Source organism: Bacillus sp. FSL R7-0685 (genome assembly GCF_038002425.1).
GTDB classification, from domain to species: domain Bacteria; phylum Bacillota; class Bacilli; order Bacillales; family Bacillaceae; genus Bacillus; species Bacillus subtilis.
Genome location: NZ_JBBOCN010000001.1, coordinates 3,164,995 through 3,180,627 on the forward strand (window position 1 = coordinate 3,164,995; position 15,633 = coordinate 3,180,627).

17 protein-coding genes are annotated in these 15,633 nt (G+C 46.7%); 5 read left to right on the forward strand and 12 right to left on the reverse strand.

Annotated elements, in window-relative coordinates; translation table 11 throughout:
• Positions 1-108: 108 nt before the first annotated feature.
• A complete protein-coding gene (gene cotNH / locus MKY50_RS16550) occupies positions 109-1,128 on the reverse strand; it encodes a spore coat-associated protein CotNH (RefSeq protein ID WP_014480751.1) in 1,020 nt (339 codons plus the stop codon).
• A 152-nt stretch (positions 1,129-1,280) separates the two neighbouring features.
• Between cotNH and MKY50_RS16555 the strand changes: the two genes are divergently transcribed.
• Positions 1,281-1,781, forward strand: coding sequence for a phosphatidylglycerophosphatase A family protein (locus tag MKY50_RS16555; protein ID WP_003243814.1), 501 nt, complete (start codon positions 1,281-1,283; stop codon positions 1,779-1,781).
• Positions 1,782-1,807: 26 nt separating this feature from the next.
• Here MKY50_RS16555 and nucF read toward each other — a convergent pair whose 3' ends face one another.
• From nucF to MKY50_RS16570, 3 genes are read right to left on the reverse strand one after another with little or no spacing between them, the layout of a single operon-like run.
• Positions 1,808-2,578 (reverse strand): 5' nucleotidase NucF, encoded by a 771-nt coding sequence (gene nucF, locus MKY50_RS16560; protein ID WP_003243196.1) that lies wholly within the window; start codon positions 2,576-2,578, stop codon positions 1,808-1,810.
• Positions 2,579-2,606: 28 nt separating this feature from the next.
• Positions 2,607-3,041: a DUF86 domain-containing protein gene (locus MKY50_RS16565; RefSeq protein WP_014477881.1), complete on the reverse strand. Its 435-nt coding sequence runs from the start codon at positions 3,039-3,041 to the stop codon at positions 2,607-2,609.
• Between the two features lie 23 nt (positions 3,042-3,064).
• A complete protein-coding gene (locus MKY50_RS16570; RefSeq protein WP_003228682.1) occupies positions 3,065-3,340 on the reverse strand; it encodes a YutD family protein in 276 nt (91 codons plus the stop codon).
• Between the two features lie 113 nt (positions 3,341-3,453).
• Here MKY50_RS16570 and MKY50_RS16575 point away from each other — a divergent pair, with 113 nt between their 5' ends.
• Positions 3,454-4,086 (forward strand): YhcN/YlaJ family sporulation lipoprotein, encoded by a 633-nt coding sequence (locus MKY50_RS16575; protein WP_021480537.1) that lies wholly within the window; start codon positions 3,454-3,456, stop codon positions 4,084-4,086.
• Positions 4,087-4,101: 15 nt separating this feature from the next.
• Here the strand turns inward: MKY50_RS16575 and lipA are convergent, their stop codons facing one another.
• Positions 4,102-4,998: a lipoyl synthase gene (lipA, locus tag MKY50_RS16580; protein WP_003222888.1), complete on the reverse strand. Its 897-nt coding sequence runs from the start codon at positions 4,996-4,998 to the stop codon at positions 4,102-4,104.
• Positions 4,999-5,232: 234 nt separating this feature from the next.
• Between lipA and lytH the strand changes: the two genes are divergently transcribed.
• Positions 5,233-6,213 (forward strand): L-Ala--D-Glu endopeptidase, encoded by a 981-nt coding sequence (gene lytH, locus MKY50_RS16585; protein WP_003243462.1) that lies wholly within the window; start codon positions 5,233-5,235, stop codon positions 6,211-6,213.
• Positions 6,214-6,240: 27 nt separating this feature from the next.
• Here the strand turns inward: lytH and yunB are convergent, their stop codons facing one another.
• From yunB to MKY50_RS16620, 7 genes are all read right to left on the reverse strand, one after another.
• Positions 6,241-7,005, reverse strand: coding sequence for a sporulation protein YunB (yunB, locus tag MKY50_RS16590; RefSeq protein WP_009968113.1), 765 nt, complete (start codon positions 7,003-7,005; stop codon positions 6,241-6,243).
• Positions 7,006-7,077: 72 nt separating this feature from the next.
• Complete coding sequence (locus tag MKY50_RS16595; RefSeq protein WP_019712942.1) at positions 7,078-7,383, reverse strand: YunC family protein; 306 nt, start codon at positions 7,381-7,383, stop codon at positions 7,078-7,080.
• Positions 7,384-7,447: 64 nt separating this feature from the next.
• A complete protein-coding gene (locus MKY50_RS16600; protein ID WP_151262412.1) occupies positions 7,448-8,836 on the reverse strand; it encodes a bifunctional metallophosphatase/5'-nucleotidase in 1,389 nt (462 codons plus the stop codon).
• A 19-nt stretch (positions 8,837-8,855) separates the two neighbouring features.
• Positions 8,856-9,677 carry a sulfite exporter TauE/SafE family protein gene (locus MKY50_RS16605; RefSeq protein WP_003228670.1) on the reverse strand — a complete coding sequence of 274 codons (822 nt, stop codon included), beginning with the start codon at positions 9,675-9,677 and terminating at the stop codon, positions 8,856-8,858.
• A gap of 17 nt (positions 9,678-9,694) precedes the next feature.
• Positions 9,695-10,543 (reverse strand): DUF72 domain-containing protein, encoded by an 849-nt coding sequence (locus tag MKY50_RS16610; protein WP_003243895.1) that lies wholly within the window; start codon positions 10,541-10,543, stop codon positions 9,695-9,697.
• A 37-nt stretch (positions 10,544-10,580) separates the two neighbouring features.
• Positions 10,581-10,928, reverse strand: coding sequence for a YunG family protein (locus MKY50_RS16615; RefSeq protein WP_003242865.1), 348 nt, complete (start codon positions 10,926-10,928; stop codon positions 10,581-10,583).
• A gap of 96 nt (positions 10,929-11,024) precedes the next feature.
• Positions 11,025-12,365 carry an allantoinase gene (locus MKY50_RS16620; RefSeq protein WP_341116955.1) on the reverse strand — a complete coding sequence of 447 codons (1,341 nt, stop codon included), beginning with the start codon at positions 12,363-12,365 and terminating at the stop codon, positions 11,025-11,027.
• 174 nt (positions 12,366-12,539) lie between these two features.
• On the opposite strand from MKY50_RS16620, the gene pucR reads away from it, so the two are divergent.
• Together pucR and pucJ are read left to right on the forward strand one after the other, a co-directional pair.
• Positions 12,540-14,135, forward strand: coding sequence for a purine catabolism transcriptional regulator PucR (gene pucR, locus MKY50_RS16625; protein WP_014477890.1), 1,596 nt, complete (start codon positions 12,540-12,542; stop codon positions 14,133-14,135).
• Between the two features lie 144 nt (positions 14,136-14,279).
• Positions 14,280-15,629 (forward strand): uric acid permease PucJ, encoded by a 1,350-nt coding sequence (pucJ, locus tag MKY50_RS16630; protein WP_341116956.1) that lies wholly within the window; start codon positions 14,280-14,282, stop codon positions 15,627-15,629.
• Positions 15,630-15,633 lie beyond the last annotated feature (4 nt).

A 15,633-nucleotide genomic window follows, 5' to 3' on the forward strand; every position in this document is an offset into this window, starting at 1 on the left:
TCCTGTTTTGACAAGACAGCATTAGGCTGAATTTTGCGAATGTAAACGCTTAACGCATTGATATGACAAGATTCTTTATTTTCTAATTATTTTTGTCAGATTTTCTCCTCACCCTGAGCTGCCTTTGCCGAGCCAGCTGACGCGTGGAACAAACAGCTTCTGCGCCCGCATATTCATGAATTCCTGCGCTGTATTGAGAAATTGTTCATAACGCCCACAGTCATTAAGAATGAAGTTAAGCTGTTCTTCAAAATAATGCTTTTCTGATTCTGATGACATGTAATAGCTTTCTACGATTTCAAAATAATGAAGCGGGAAAAGCAGACGGCTGTATAAAAGGCGTTTCGAAAATGAAGACAGCGGTGTGACTTGCTCGTATTCCTGTAAAAAGAGAAAGCCCTGCTGATTAAAATCTTGTCTGTGATGCAAAAACGTATGCCTCATATATTCAGCCAAATCACGGGAAGCGTGGTCAAACACCCAATCCGCCGGAATCCTGATCAATGATTCCGGTGACCATGTATGCCTTTCCATCCGCTGATGGCATATCGTTCCTGAATCAGCGGCTTGGGGCTTGTCATCCAGCTCAGTGTCCACTAAATATTGTATCGCGTTTTCTGACAGTCCTAAATAATATGGAAATGATTCGATCATTTTTTTATCGAATGGCTCATGCGGAGGGGTCTGAACCTTTCTCTGCCAAAATGCTTCCAGCTGATCAATTCGTTTTCCCCACAGATCCTTCCACTGGCCGATTCTTCCGGCCGCCTTCACCTCATATGGATATCCTCGGCCTTTTCGGTGAAATTCCGCAAGCTCCGCTCCAATGGAGAACGCCCTGTTTGAATAAGGGGGGGCCGCCTTCAGCAGAGCGTACGTTTTTCCCTCATGTTCAAATGTCAGTTCACCTTCTTTTGTAAAGATAAAAACCGAAACGTATGGGTCACTTTGTTCTTGTAAATACTGACTCATGTAATAAAGCTCCGCCAGCTCTGTTTCTGAGAATTGGGAAACGGGGACAATCAGAAAGTATGAATTAGGCGTCTGAAAGCATTGATATGTGTGCTGGTACATGGAAAGCTGCCTGATGTGAATGCCGTATTTTTCTTTTATTGTACCTTTCACCATGATCACCTGCCTGTTGAATTAGGGCTCATCACATCGTAGTCATACACAGCCGGAATTATGAATACATATTTTAATCCGAAGAAGGCGCAAGAAAAAGTCGTAAACTTCTCAAGCATTTTGTATAAACTAGTAAAAAAGATTGGGTGAAGCTGATGTCAGAAAACGAACAATTCAGTCAGATGGAAGCTAAAGCAAGAGCACGGATGAAGGAGCGCGGCGTTGAGGTATCAGACATTGCCGAGCTTGTCTTTTTTCTGCAGAAAAAATATCATCCGGATTTAACCATTGATGAATGCACGCTGAACGTCAATCGTGTTCTCGCAAAACGCGAGGTGCAAAACGCGATTTTAACGGGCATTGAATTGGATGTTCTTGCTGAGCAGAAAAAACTGTCTGAACCGCTGCAAACGATGCTGGAAATAGATGAAAGCCTATATGGAGTAGATGAAGTTCTGGCATTTTCCATTGTGAACATTTACGGATCGATCGGGTTTACGAACTACGGTTACATCGACAAAGAAAAACCCGGAATCCTTAAACGATTGAATGATAAATCAACCGGTGAATGCCATACCTTTTTAGATGACATCGTCGGAGCGATTTCCGCCGCGGCTTCAAGCAGACTTGCTCACCGCGCGCGGCATACAGAATAAGGGCACCCTTTTAGGGCGCCCTTTTTTCAAATGTATGGAATCCATTCAGTCAGAGAGTCAATGGCGTGAGTCGGTTTTTCCATATCGTCTGTCATATGTTCTCTTTTCGTTACGCCTGTGTGAACGAGCAGCGTATCCATACCCGCGTTAATGCCGGCCATAATATCAGTGGCGTAGTTGTCGCCGACCATGAGTGTTTCAGACACATCTGTGCCGAGAACGCGCATCGCCTGCTCCATAATAATTGATTCCGGCTTGCCGATAAATACAGGCTGTACACCTGTAGATACGGTTAACACCGATGTCAGTGAGCCGTTTCCCGGCAGAAGCCCTCTTTCAGTCGGAATCGCAATATCTCCGTTAGTGGAAATAAAGCGGGCGCCATTTCTGATTGCCAGGCAGCCGACAGCAAATTTTTCGTATGTAATGGAACGGTCGATGCCAACAACGACAAAGTCCGCGTTTTCTCCGCCAAATGTCAGGCCGTTTTCTTCAATCGCCTGGCGGATTCCTTCCTCCCCAATCACATACACAGACGCGTCTTTTTTCTGCTGTGCAATGTGCTGGGCAGTTGCCATGCTGGTCGTGAAGACCTGCTCTTCTGTTGCCGGAATATCAAAAGACACGAGCTTGTCCGCTACCTGCTTCGGTGTGCGCGAAGAGTTGTTTGTCACGAAAAGATAAGGAACGCCGCGATCTTTCAGCGTTCTGACAAATTCACACGCCTCCTCGATTTTTTCCGTGCCATTGTACATCGTTCCGTCTAAATCAATTAAATATCCTTTATATGTTTTCATATCCAACACTCCTGTGGCTTTCCAGTTGTTATTTAAACGCAGAAACAGGTCCTAGCTCTGTTTCCAAATAGCTTCTGATCCGTTTCGGGAAGTCCTGAAGAGCTGTTTGATGCGCCTTGATCAGCCTGTAAAGCTCGCCGCTGTCAGCGAGCAGATACTGTTGAACCAATGTTTTGCGGTAAGCGATCAATTCCTTGAGCTCAGCACCCTCTTTTTCCGTGACAACTTTCTCATCAACAAGTATATCCATAATGTCGTCATAGCTGCCCGGGTCCCGCATAATAAAGCCGTCAATCATGTCATTGCCTGTATCCAAAATGCATTCGATTAACAGATGGCCTATACGCTGAAGTGCCAATTCCCCGATTTCAGACTGCCAGTCTGTTTGTGAGTCAAATAGCGCCAGCTGGTGCTCGAAGAACATTAGTGTTTTCTCGATTTTGCTTCTGTCAACAAAATACATGACAGCATCCCCTTTGTGTATATTTATTTTCTGATCCGTTTCAAGACAAAATACGCACAGCCGAAATTGCAGTATTCGTAAATATATTCATCTAATGTGCTGATTTTCGTTTCGAAGGTTGCCTTTTGATTCTGGTCGTCAAAGAAGCCCTTGAGCCTTAACTGACCGTATCCCCAGTCTCCCACAATATAATCGTATTTATTTAATATATCGGAGTAGCGGGCTTTAAAAGCCTCTTCGTTGAAGCCGTCTTTGAAATTGTGCACCAATTCAAATTCGGCATTTTGAATAAGAATCATGATCTCACCTCTTTTTCACTCATTCCTATCATAATTCATTGCCCCGTCCCCATCAATTGCTAAAGAATAAATCATGCGATTTGGCTACCCTACACATGAGGAGGGATTGATAAATGAAACGAACCGCTGTCAGCCTCTGCCTGCTGACCGGACTTTTATCCGGGTGCGGAGGCGCAGGATTGGATAATGCCCAAAATGTCCGGAATCAGACGCAGAATCAAACCAAACCCATTCATGTGTCGGACCGCAACGAGGCTTTTAACAGGCATAATGAGAACGAACAATTTGGCTATGTCCGCTATCAAAAAGAACAATTTGACGGAGACCAGCAGAAAACGCCGGTGATGAACCGGGAAGAAACCGCTCACATGATATCAAGTTTAACGGTTCAGCTCCCCCATATTCAAGATGCTGCGACATTGGTGACTGACCGAGAAGCGCTTGTCGTATACAAAACCGATTCTAAAAACCGGGAGCTGACCGCCGATCAGGTGAAAAAAACAGCGGCTTCCGTGATACCGCGATACTATCACGTGTATATTTCCGATAATCCAAACCATATGCAGTCCGTCGAAAATTACAGCAATCTCGGCTCTGGTTCAAGGGATATCAGAGAGATCATGTCGGGGACGATTCAAGAAATGAAAACCTCCCCGCAAGGAAGCCCTGTCTCAGAGAATGAAAATGCCAATGGAGAAACGCGTCAGGACATGAAAATCGATAGGAATGACAAAAACGCCAGATGATCTGGCGTTTTGGCATTATGCTTGTGCTTGACGCTTTTTAGATGCTTCGTTTACTTGTTCATCCGCATGGTAAGAGGAACGGACAAGCGGACCGGCTTCACAATGGCTGAAGCCTTTTTGCATCGCGATTTCTTTTAATTCTGCAAATTCATCAGGATGGTAGTATTTTTGGACTTTCAAGTGTTTCTTCGTCGGCTGCAGATATTGGCCGATTGCCATAATATCCACGTTGTTCGCCAAGAGGTCGTCCATTACTTCAATAATCTCTTCTTTTGTTTCGCCGAGCCCGATCATGATACTTGATTTTGTCGGAATGTCAGGCTGCATTTCCTTCGCACGGCGCAAAAATTCCAATGAACGGTCGTACGTCGCACGCGCACGGACTCTTGGCGTCAGGCGGCGAACCGTTTCGATATTGTGATTCAGGATGTCTGGGCGTGTATCCATTAAGGTTTTTAGGTTATCGTAGTTTCCGCCCATATCAGACGGCAGCACCTCAATTGTTGTGAACGGGCTTTTTCTGCGGATCGCACGGACAGTTTCCGCGAAAATGCCTGCCCCTCCATCTTTCTGATCGTCACGCGCAACAGCCGTAATAACCGCGTGCTTCAGATTCATAAGCGCGACTGAATCCGCTACGCGTTCCGGCTCTTGCAGATCAAGCTCAGTTGGAAGGCCTGTTTTGACAGCACAGAAACGGCATGCTCTTGTACAAACAGAACCTAAAATCATAAATGTCGCTGTACGTCTGACCGCCCAGCATTCATGAATATTCGGACACTTTGCTTCTTCGCATACGGTATGCAGGTTGTTTTCCCGCATGAGTTTTTTGAGCCCTGTATAGTTTTCATTTGTATTTAATTTAATTTTAAGCCATTCGGGCTTTCTGAGGTGTTCGTCTTTCTTTGCCAATTCCCATCATCTCCAATATCCAATATACTCAATTTCTGACACGAAACATTCTGAAAACGAGAAAGGTGCAGGTTTTAGTTCTGCAACAAAAATAATGTTTTTCTAACTAAAGAAAGTCTTTTCTTTAGACACTTTAACATAGGAAAAATTTCTCGACAAGGGAAGATGATTACTGACATTTTTAAGCCGGGTTGCCGCAAACTATGTGTATTCAATATGAAAGGAGATTATTTTGTGAAAGTTTTGTTATCCGCTCTTCTTCTCCTTTTGTTTGCATTTGAGCCTTCTGCGTCTGGAAAAAAACTTTCAGATCCAGTGCTGTCGAAACGGATGGAATTATATCATAAAATCGAAGCTGTGACGCAGATCCCTTGGTATGCGCTCGCCGCTGTTGATCAATACGAAGAAAACGTGCGGAGCAACCGGAAAGATCTGCCTGAAAAGGCGGGAATCATCAGCATCTATATACCCGATGATATCTGGAGCGGGCCTGAAAACCCGAATCCGAAAGACGATGCGCCGTTAAGCATTAAAGTGTTTGACGGAATCGGAATGGATGGCGATGGAGACGGGAAAGCCGAGGTCAGCAACGATGAAGATATCTTGTATACGTTCAGCCAATACTTACTGTCGTATGGCACAGATGAAGACAACATCCGGATCGGGCTTTGGAATTATTACCGGCGTGATCAGACAGTGGGGATTATATCTGAATTCATGAAGCTGTTTAAAGCCTACGGCCATATTGATCTGGGCGAGCATGCATTCCCGCTTCCGATCAGAACCGATTACAGCTACCGAAGCACGTGGGGAGATGCCCGCGGCTTCGGTGGAAGGCGGATTCATGAAGGTACGGATATCTTTGCCCATTACGGCCTTCCTGTCAAATCCACATGTTACGGCGTAGTTGAAATGAAGGGCTGGAACCGCTTCGGAGGATGGAGAATCGGCATCAGGGACATTAACAATACGTATCATTATTTTGCCCATCTCAATGGGTTTGCCAAAGGGATTAAAACAGGACAAATCGTTGAGCCTGGCCAAGTGATCGGATCAGTCGGCAGCTCCGGATACGGCCCGCCGGGAACCGCCGGGAAGTTCCCGCCGCATCTGCACTATGGCATGTACAAAGATAACGGAAGAACCGAATGGTCATTTGATCCATACCCGCATTTGAGGGCGTGGGAGCGATATGAATACCAAAAAAAGAAGTAACAAAAAGCCGCCTCTTCAACAGGCGGCTTATTTGCTGCTTTTTTCTTTTTTTGAATCGGCACCGTTTTCTTTGCTGCTCGGAAGCTGGACAGAAGGCGTGACACCCGAGCCGCCGCTTCCATTATAAAACTGCGGCACTTCGCCCTGCACTGCTTTAATCGATACAGGAACATTATTTGTGACGACAGCGGTTTTGCTGGCAAATGGAATGATGACCTTCACTTTAATTTCGACAAAGATGCTGATATCAATAAGTGCGTTATTTATGCCATACGGCTTGATTTTGGTTTTGACATCTGTAAAAGCGTCACCGATTAAATTGAACCGGACCGGGATTTTCGGCCCGAGGTTTCCAAGAAGGCTGTTGCCGGTTACCTGTCCCAGCGGAATGTTGATCATAATGTTTTCACTGGCGCCGCTGTGTCCGGTATGGGTTTCCATCTCTTTCAAATGAGCCTGAAGCTGCTTTGTCACTTTTGTTTTCACACTGTTTACAACCTGTGTATTAAAATCGATTGTCGTTAAGTTTCCGTTTTCATCAGAATTCATTTGAAACATATCTTTCATATTTTCACTGTCAGACATATAGTCCTCAATCGAATCCTGGATCACCTCTGTCGCTATACGCTTCGTTTCCATCTCGCCGATGTCCATTAAAACAGGTTTGATCGAGCCATTGATCATCCAAAGGCTGACCGTTGTTGACAGGATAAAAAAGACAACTGACAGGAGCATCACGTAACGGAAAGGCAAAGGTCCTCTCTTGCGAAAAGGGCCGCGATATCTTGGCAAGAAAATCCCCCCTTACATATCACAATGTATGCTTGTAAGAGGGGACATAGTAATAGCCGGGGCCAATTTATTTTATTTCACCATTTTTAAAAGCGCTTCTCTGCCGCTCATGCCGACTTTGATGCCAAGATCTTCCGCAGCGTACGTGACGGATTCTAAAGGTGCGTCTAACAGCTGGTCAATGGTGCGGACACCAACTGCCCGCCCCGCCACGATGCCGCGCTCCTTTAATTTTTCATTCAGCAGCGCCACATCAAGCGCGCCGCACATAATGTATCCGTGATCATTGGCGACGGCCATAAAATTCGTTTTTGGAAGTTTCACTGTCACAGCTGTAAAAGGCTGTCCTTCTATCATGATCGGTGTCAGGTTTACCACGTCAACCACTCCCTTCATTCATCACTTTATGATGAAGGGCACAGCTTGTTGTGGGCTGACTGCCTTATTGCGCAAGCTTCCAAGCAAGCAGATCCCGCAAAAATTCCGGCATAAAATATTCTTTTTCTGCAGCGTCGCGAATCAACGGAAACAGTTTGCCGAGCGTGAACATATCAAGCACCGCAACAGAGTATTGTTTATGTTTTTCAATATCTTCCCCGTTCAGCGTGATGCGGGTGACATGGGTGATCCCGTCATCGAGCCGTTTCGTTTCTACCTCAACGCCGGCATACACCATTTTCCCCATCACTTCTCCGCGGAAGCCGAGTCCTTTGATCCGGAGCTGCTCCATTTGTTCGGAAGCGGCATGGACAATGGTTTCCTTCAGTTCTTCTCCCGTCAGGCGGACAGCCACCGGGTTGATCGGATGCGGACAGATTCGGTGCAGATCCAGCTTTGTCACAGGACCTGCTTTAAGCGGACCGAGAATGACACCTGAATTGACCATACTGATGTCCGTCTCGCACCATTCCTTTAAGGCGTATGCCAAAAGCAAAGGCAGCTCTGATTCTTCAAACCACTTCACCTCAGCATCTTGTGCAAGCTCTGCAACGGCATCGGACAGCTTCTCCTCGGCTTCACGTTCTTTTTCATTGAGAAACGCTTTTGTTTCTGCGGATTCTCCTGTCCATTCCGCCATGTTCTGCACAGAAGCCGTTTTGCTGATGATGCTTCGCTGTACGCTGTCCACCGTGATTTCTACACAGCCGACATAATGCCCGTATTTCTCGGCGCTGGCCAGCAGTACCCCATTCACCACTTGTCCATCTTCAAGCAAATGATGGGTATGTGATTCGAGGATTACATCAATCTCAGGCACCGCTTCAGCCACTGCCTGATCATCAAGAATGCCTAAATGTGACAGCAGAACGATAATATCAGCCTGCCCTTTCACTTCCAGAATGGTTTCCTTTATGCTTTCAAGGGCATCCGTTACTGTCCATCCCAGCTTGTCATATACAGGATAATACGGCACAGTTACACCTAAGAAAGCGATGGACATATCGTTTTTCAATGATTTGATATGGTAAGGCACCGCCCAGGACGGACGGTTTCCATTTTTATCAAACAGATTAGAGACGATGACAGGAAATTCAGCATGATCATATAAGGCAGCAAGCTCTTCATGCGGAAGCGTAATCCCTTCGTTATTTCCGATCGCCGCTCCATCAATGTGAAGGCGGTTTAAGAGATCGACATTCGCTTTTCCGAATGTTGCCTCTGTCACGAATTGAAAACGATCAAGATGATCGCCAATATCAAAAACGAGCGTCTCTTCGCCGTCTGACTGATGCTCTTTTCTTTTCTGCTCGATATAATCTACAATTTTCGGCCAGTTTTCAAAATGGCTGTGCAAATCATTTGTATGATATAAGCGGAGCTTCTCCTTCATAATATCTCTCCCTAATCGTTCAGCTGAAAATGCCTTCATAAATGAGCTGGCAGCCGATCAAAATCAATACGATCCGCATGATCATAACGATCGTTTTCGTCTGCATTTTTCTGTTGATGGCGGCGCCAAGCTTTCCGCCGAACCAAGCGCCGGGCACAAGCGCGAGGGCGTACAGCCAATTGACGTGCCCGGAAATCATATGTGAAACAGACCCTGTCATAGAAGACAGGAAAATAATAAACATGGACGTTGCCACCGCAACCTTCGGCGGAAACAGAAATAACAGCATCATCGCCGGAACCATCAGTGATCCGCCGCCTATACCGAAAAGTCCGCCTAAAAAACCGACAACAAAGGCAATGGCAATACCGACAGAGGCCTGATATGAGTACGTATAAGGCTCACCGGCATCATCCTGAAATGTCCGGATAATTCCTTTGTGCGCTTTGTTGATTGGCCGGGCTTTCGCTTTCAGCATTAAGGATAATGAAATCAGAATCATAAAAATGCCAAACCAAACGGAAAACGAGTTTGAATTGAACAGCTTTGACACGTAAGCCCCGATCATGCTGCCGGGACCCGAACCGATAAAGAAAATGAGTCCGCTCTTATAATCAACTGTTTTATATTTAATATAAGCCAAAGTTGAAGAAAGGCCCGTAAAAATAATGACCAAAAGCGAAGTTCCAATCGCAACCTGCGGCGTCACATCCTGAAACAGCTGCGTCACTGTGCTTAAAAACATCAGAGACGGCACAATGACAATTCCGCCGCCAAGCCCGATCAGACTTCCTACCGTACCTGCGATTAATCCCAGTACGACCAAAATCACAAACGACATCAATAAAAACCTCTTTTCTAAAATAAATCGAGCTGTCTCGGAGCAAGTCCGCTGTACTCGATATCAAGCAGTTCAAGCATCTGCTTGCCATTATCCGCAGCGTCACCGCCGGAATTGTTGTTGAACAGAACAAAAACATCCTTACATTGCTGCTGCAATTCATTCAGGTGCTTTTTCCAATCCTCCAGCTCCTGTTGGTTGTAGCGGTATAAGTACCTGACCTCCCGCCAGTTTTTCCCGCCATCAGGCTTCATCCAGCCCTGCTTGTTGCGTCCGTGAAACCTGACGAGCGTTTTGTTTTCATCGGTCGCGCGCAACACGGTCGGAACGCTGCCTTCTCCGATTTGCGGTTCATCACAGACACTGTGAATCCAGCCTTCCGCTTTCATAAATGAAAGCGTCTGCTCATAAAATGGCGGCGAGAACCAGGAACGGTTTCTGAATTCAAGCGCGCAAGGAATATCTCCCATTTGGTGCTTACACCATCTCAAATAGGCGACATTCTCCTTCTTGCAGTCAAACCACGGCGGAAATTGAAACAGCACCATGGCGAGCTTATTGCTATGTAAATATGGCGTTAAAGACACCTTAAACGCATCAAACATCTCCTCTTTTGAGTCAAAGGGAATTTCGCCGCGCTGATGCCCTGTCATGCCCTGATATGCTTTCACGATAAATTGGAAGGTTTCGGGCGTTTCCTTCACCCACTTTTCATTATTGCGCGCCGGCTGAATCGCGTAAAAGCTCGCGTCTAATTCCACGATCGGAAAATGGGAGGAATAGGCCTGCAATTTTTTCTGGCTGGCCGTTTTCGGCGGATAGATGCTGTCATGATCCCCCCATCCCGTCAGTCCGATATAAATCACACTCATTCACCTCTCTTCCAGTTTATCACACGTGTTTTCAGGTTTCCTCGGAAATGCTGTTCATATGGCGGGAAAATGCCTCACGCAAATGCTGATATTGTTCCTCATTCGTATCTAAAAACGCCTCTTCTCTTGAGGAAGGAATGTGCTGATATTCAATAGGCGCCTGAAACTGCTCACTCGTAAAATCGTACACCACACCATTGATGCTGTTATAAAAATGCCAGCTCTCATCGACTCTTGTTTTGAAAATCGTGCCGCCGAAATGGTCTTGAATCACCAATGCCGTCACGCCGCATTGGCCGCATGACGGGCATTCTTCCGTCCATTTAGAGCTCGAATGGCGCGACCAGGATTGCTTAAGTATGTATTTGACATGCTCCATTGCCTCCGCCTCCTTTAAAAAAAGATACCACGTTGATGAGATTTTAAAAACTAGAACGGAGGAAATCAAAAAACCCGGCGGTAAAATCCGCCGGGCTTACGAAGGAACGACCAGAGCTCCGTCAATTTCAGTGACCTTTTCCCCATCATTGTACACGCATCGGCCTTTGCTGTAAGTGGCCCAAATGCTGCAGGGAAATGTATGTCCTTCGTAAATGCTTTTTTTATGCTTTGCAAACATCGATTCTCTTGTAACAGTGTACGGCTCCATGCTGACGAGCACGAAATCTGCATCACACCCCGCCTCAAGCCGCCCTTTTTTCTGAAGGCCGAATCGTTTTGCAGGGGCCGCCGCTGTCCATTCTGCGATGGTTTCAAACGGAATCTGATGCTCAAGCGCCAGTTCCAGCATTCCTAATAAAGTGAACTGCCCGCCGCTGATTCCGCCCCATGATAAAAACATGTTATCCTCCCGCTTCAAGGATGGACGGCAGGGGGAATGGTCTGAGGATACCATGTCAATGTCCCCGGCAATGAGCATCTCGATCAGCGTCTCTTTTGATTGCCGTAACCGGAGCGGAGGCGCGCATTTTGCGACAGAGCCCCTTTGCCGTAAATCGTCATGGCTGAACAAGACATAATGCGGACATGTTTCAACCGAAACATCAAGACCTTCCTGTTTTGCCTCTCTGATCAGCCGGACCGCTTTCGCCGTGCTGATATGGACAAAATGAACCGGACAGCCTGTCACCTTTGCATACTGAATCGTGCGATACACCGCTTCAACTTCTGCTTCCTCCGGGCGGGAGGCGGCGTACGCATCCGCATCCACCTTTCCTTTATTGGCCAAAACCATCTGCAAGTAGCTTGTGATCGCATCGCTTTCCGCGTGGAGAGCGAGGATTTTTCCTGCAGCCGCGATTTCTGCCATGCCTTTGAGCAATGTCCGTTCATCAACAGAGCGGAACTCATCAGTGCCTGACTTTGATAAAAACGCTTTAAACCCGATCGCTCCCGCTTCAGCCATCGGACGGATGTCCTCGATATGGCCTGGCACAAGGCCGCCCCATAGCGCAAAATCCACGGCAGATTTTTGCCTGCCTAGCTCAGCTTTTGCGAGAAGATGCTCTGCCGTCACGGTTGATGGAATACAGTTGAGCGGCATATCAAAATAGGTAGTGCAACCGCCTGCGGCCATCATTTGAGAACCTGTTTCAAACCCCTCCCAATCCTCCCTGCCCGGTTCATTAAAATGAACATGGCAATCTATCACACCAGGAAACACGTATTTCCCGTCTGCCTGGATGATTTCCGTCCCGCTTGCTTCAATGTCAGAACCTATCTCGGCAATGACACCGTTTTGAACTGCAATCTCAGCTTCTATAATTCCATCTGGCGTAACTGCCTTCGCACCTTTTATCACCATATCGTAAGCCATATTGATCCCCCCATGTCAGGATGACGATTTTTCATGTCAGTTTATGTAACACAACCAGTTCTATTTTCCACAGTTTACTGCTACTATGATCGTATTACATCAGCAAAACCGCTAGAATTCCTATTGAAAATTATTCACCTTAACCAATGTTTTTATAGAAAAGGAGAATGCGCTATGAATATTTTTGATGTGATGAAAATACCGGCTTTTGAAAACGCCAATTTAATCGCTGGAAAAGCAGGAGGGGAAAGAGAGGTTCAGCATGTCAATATGATGGACGCTCCGGATATCGCAGACTTTTTGCATAAGAATGAATTGCTCGTCACCACCGCCTATCACCTGAAGGATCACCCGCATCAATTATCTGAACTGATTCGGCAAATGGCAAAACGCGGCTGCGCGGGCCTCGGCATTAAAACAAAGCGCTATCTGGAAGATATCCCGAAGGAAATCATCGAACTGGCCGATTCATATGCGTTTCCGATCATTGAACTTCCAGAACACATCCGCCTCGGCGATATTGTAAATGCCACACTCAGCCACATTCTCGATATGCGTTCTAACGAGCTGCAGCAAGCCATTTACGCGCACAAAAAATTCACAAACCACATTATGAGCGGCAAGGGGCTGCAATCCCTCCTCAAAAAGGTGTCAGACCTCCTTCAGCTTCCCGTGCTGCTGCTTGACCAGCATGCCAAAATGCTGTCTGCGTCTCATCAGATTTCAGTTGAGACCGAAAAGCTGAAAGGCACCCTGAATACCGTATCCGGGCCATTTTTCACTTGTTTCTCTACAATCTCAGATCAGAAAACATATTCTGTCCTGCCTATTTATAATCACGAAAAAAACTGCGGCTACCTACTGATACCGGACATGGTGCAGGCCGGCGATAAAGGATTGATCCTCACGATTGAACAAGCGGCCAACGTCATTTCCTTTGAACTGCTGAAGGAAAATGCGCTGAAGCAGTTCAGCCGGCGGGCTCGCAATGAGTTTTTCAACAATTTTATTGAGCGGTCCTTTTCTTCAGATGACGAAATCAAAAACCGGGCGAAAGAATTCAAGCTGCGCTGGGATCAAAAATACATGTGCATTGCCGGCAAACTCGATCGCAATGACGAATCAATCAGCTTTACAGAAAATCAGCTCGCTTCCGACAGCGTATTCGAATTTCTTGAAGGTGAATTATCAGCCTTCCCGTTTCCGCCTCACTTCTTTATGAAAGGAAATGTCGGCATTATTCTAATCGAGGCGACAGACAGCTGGAGTGAAATGCACGCCTCGGTGATCAGCTTTTTAGAACAGTTTCAAACACAGGTCAGCGCTCAATTTAAACGAACCGTGTCCTTTGGCATCAGCAATATCTGCCAAAAGCTCATTGATGTTCCCGACGCTTTCACAGAAGCTTCTGATGCTCTGCAATCGGGGCATTTGTCGAGAAGCACCGCATTTATCCAGGTGTATCACGCCAAAGATGTGCCTGAGCTTCTGCGCTTGCTCCCGGTTGAGGATTTGAAGAAATTTTACAACTCCACGCTTCAGAGCCTCGCTGAAAAACAGCAGGAGGATCAAAGCCTGCTTCATACGCTTTCCGTCTATTTAGAGACACACTGCCAAATTTCAGAGACGGCAAAGCGTCTGTACGTTCATCGCAATACGGTCATATACCGCCTTGAAAAATGCGAAGAGCTTCTGGGTAAAAGCTTAAAAGATCCTGAAACAACGATGCGTTTGCGGCTTGCCTTACGTATGCAGCGGCTGATCAGCTAAAGTTTGTCACATTTTCTTACAAAATGAATCATTTTTCGTCACTTTCAGCAATCACACCTGCCTTTTTCAGCTACTGTATCCAATGACACCCCTCGGCCGGCACGATATCATGTTACTAAAGTTCACATACAGGGAGGGACTATGGTGAAAAAAAGATCGTTTAAGGTGTTTACACTTAGCCTGCAGCATGTGCTCGCCATGTATGCAGGTGCGATTTTGGTGCCCCTGCTTGTCGGCAGGGCGCTGAATGTAACAACTGAACAGCTGTCCTACCTATTGGCGATTGACCTGTTAACATGCGGCGTGGCGACGCTTTTGCAAACCTTGCGCGGAGCATACATCGGCATCGGGCTTCCCGTCATGCTTGGCAGTTCATTTGTGGCCGTCACCCCGATGATTGCAATCGGCAGCAATTACGGCATTCACGCGATTTACGGTTCCATCATCGCGGCCGGTGTGTTCATCTTTTTGTTTGCGCGTTTTTTCGGCAAGCTGACTGTGTTATTTCCTCCTGTCGTAACAGGTACCGTTGTGACCTTGATCGGCCTTTCACTTGTTCCGACAGGTGTGAAAAATATGGCTGGCGGCGAAAAAATAAACGGCAACGCCAACCCCGAGTACGGTTCGCTCGAAAACCTTCTTCTCTCTGTCGGTGTCCTTGTTCTGATCTTAGTCCTCAACCGCTTTCTCAAAGGATTTGCCCGAACACTGTCCGTTCTGATCGGCATCGCCGCCGGAACAGCGGCAGCAGCGATCATGGGCAAAGTCAGCTTTTCTTCTGTTACAGAAGCACCGTTCTTCCAAACCCCGAAGCCTTTTTACTTCGGAGCCCCTGCGTTTGAAATCGGTCCGATCTTAACGATGCTGATCGTCGGAATCGTCATTATTGTGGAATCAACCGGCGTTTTTTACGCAATCGGAAAGATATGCGGCAGACCTTTAACTGAAAAAGATCTCGTCAAAGGCTATCGAGCGGAAGGAATCGCCATTCTCATCGGCGGGCTGTTCAATGCCTTTCCTTATAATACCTTTGCGCAAAACGCCGGCTTATTGCAGCTGACCAAAGTGAAAACAAGAAACATCGTCGTTACCGCAGGCTGTATCCTTGTCTGTCTCGGACTGATTCCGAAGATTGCCGCCCTTGCATCTGCCGTTCCTGCTGCTGTACTTGGCGGCGCGACCGTCGTCATGTTCGGCATGGTGATTGCCTCCGGCGTCAAAATGCTCAGCACAGCGGATCTCAAAAATCAATACCACCTCCTAACCATCGCATGCTCAATCGCACTCGGCATCGGCGCCAGCACGGCCCCCAGGATTTTTGCTGAATTCCCCGCTCCGATTAGAATTCTGGTCAGTGACGGCACCATCACTGGCAGCCTGACCGCTATCTTTTTGAATCTATTTTTCAGCTTGCGCGGCAAAAAAGACAAAACAGCTCAGAAAACAGAACTTCCGGTATTAGAACATACACTCGTATTAGAAAAAGAGGTGTAAAAAA

Excerpts from the sequence above, each read along its gene's own strand:
- nucF (WP_003243196.1), bottom strand. The coding sequence starts at position 2,578 with ATGAAAACATATAAAGGATATTTAATTGATTTAGACGGAACGATGTAC.
- cotNH (WP_014480751.1), bottom strand. The coding sequence starts at position 1,128 with ATGGTGAAAGGTACAATAAAAGAAAAATACGGCATTCACATCAGGCAG.
- MKY50_RS16570 (WP_003228682.1), bottom strand. The coding sequence starts at position 3,340 with ATGATTCTTATTCAAAATGCCGAATTTGAATTGGTGCACAATTTCAAA.
- MKY50_RS16615 (WP_003242865.1), bottom strand. The coding sequence starts at position 10,928 with ATGGAGCATGTCAAATACATACTTAAGCAATCCTGGTCGCGCCATTCG.
- MKY50_RS16620 (WP_341116955.1), bottom strand. The coding sequence starts at position 12,365 with ATGGCTTACGATATGGTGATAAAAGGTGCGAAGGCAGTTACGCCAGAT.
- MKY50_RS16575 (WP_021480537.1), top strand. The coding sequence starts at position 3,454 with ATGAAACGAACCGCTGTCAGCCTCTGCCTGCTGACCGGACTTTTATCC.
- MKY50_RS16605 (WP_003228670.1), bottom strand. The coding sequence starts at position 9,677 with ATGTCGTTTGTGATTTTGGTCGTACTGGGATTAATCGCAGGTACGGTA.
- pucR (WP_014477890.1), top strand. The coding sequence starts at position 12,540 with ATGAATATTTTTGATGTGATGAAAATACCGGCTTTTGAAAACGCCAAT.
- MKY50_RS16565 (WP_014477881.1), bottom strand. The coding sequence starts at position 3,041 with ATGTATTTTGTTGACAGAAGCAAAATCGAGAAAACACTAATGTTCTTC.
- MKY50_RS16555 (WP_003243814.1), top strand. The coding sequence starts at position 1,281 with ATGTCAGAAAACGAACAATTCAGTCAGATGGAAGCTAAAGCAAGAGCA.
- MKY50_RS16600 (WP_151262412.1), bottom strand. The coding sequence starts at position 8,836 with ATGAAGGAGAAGCTCCGCTTATATCATACAAATGATTTGCACAGCCAT.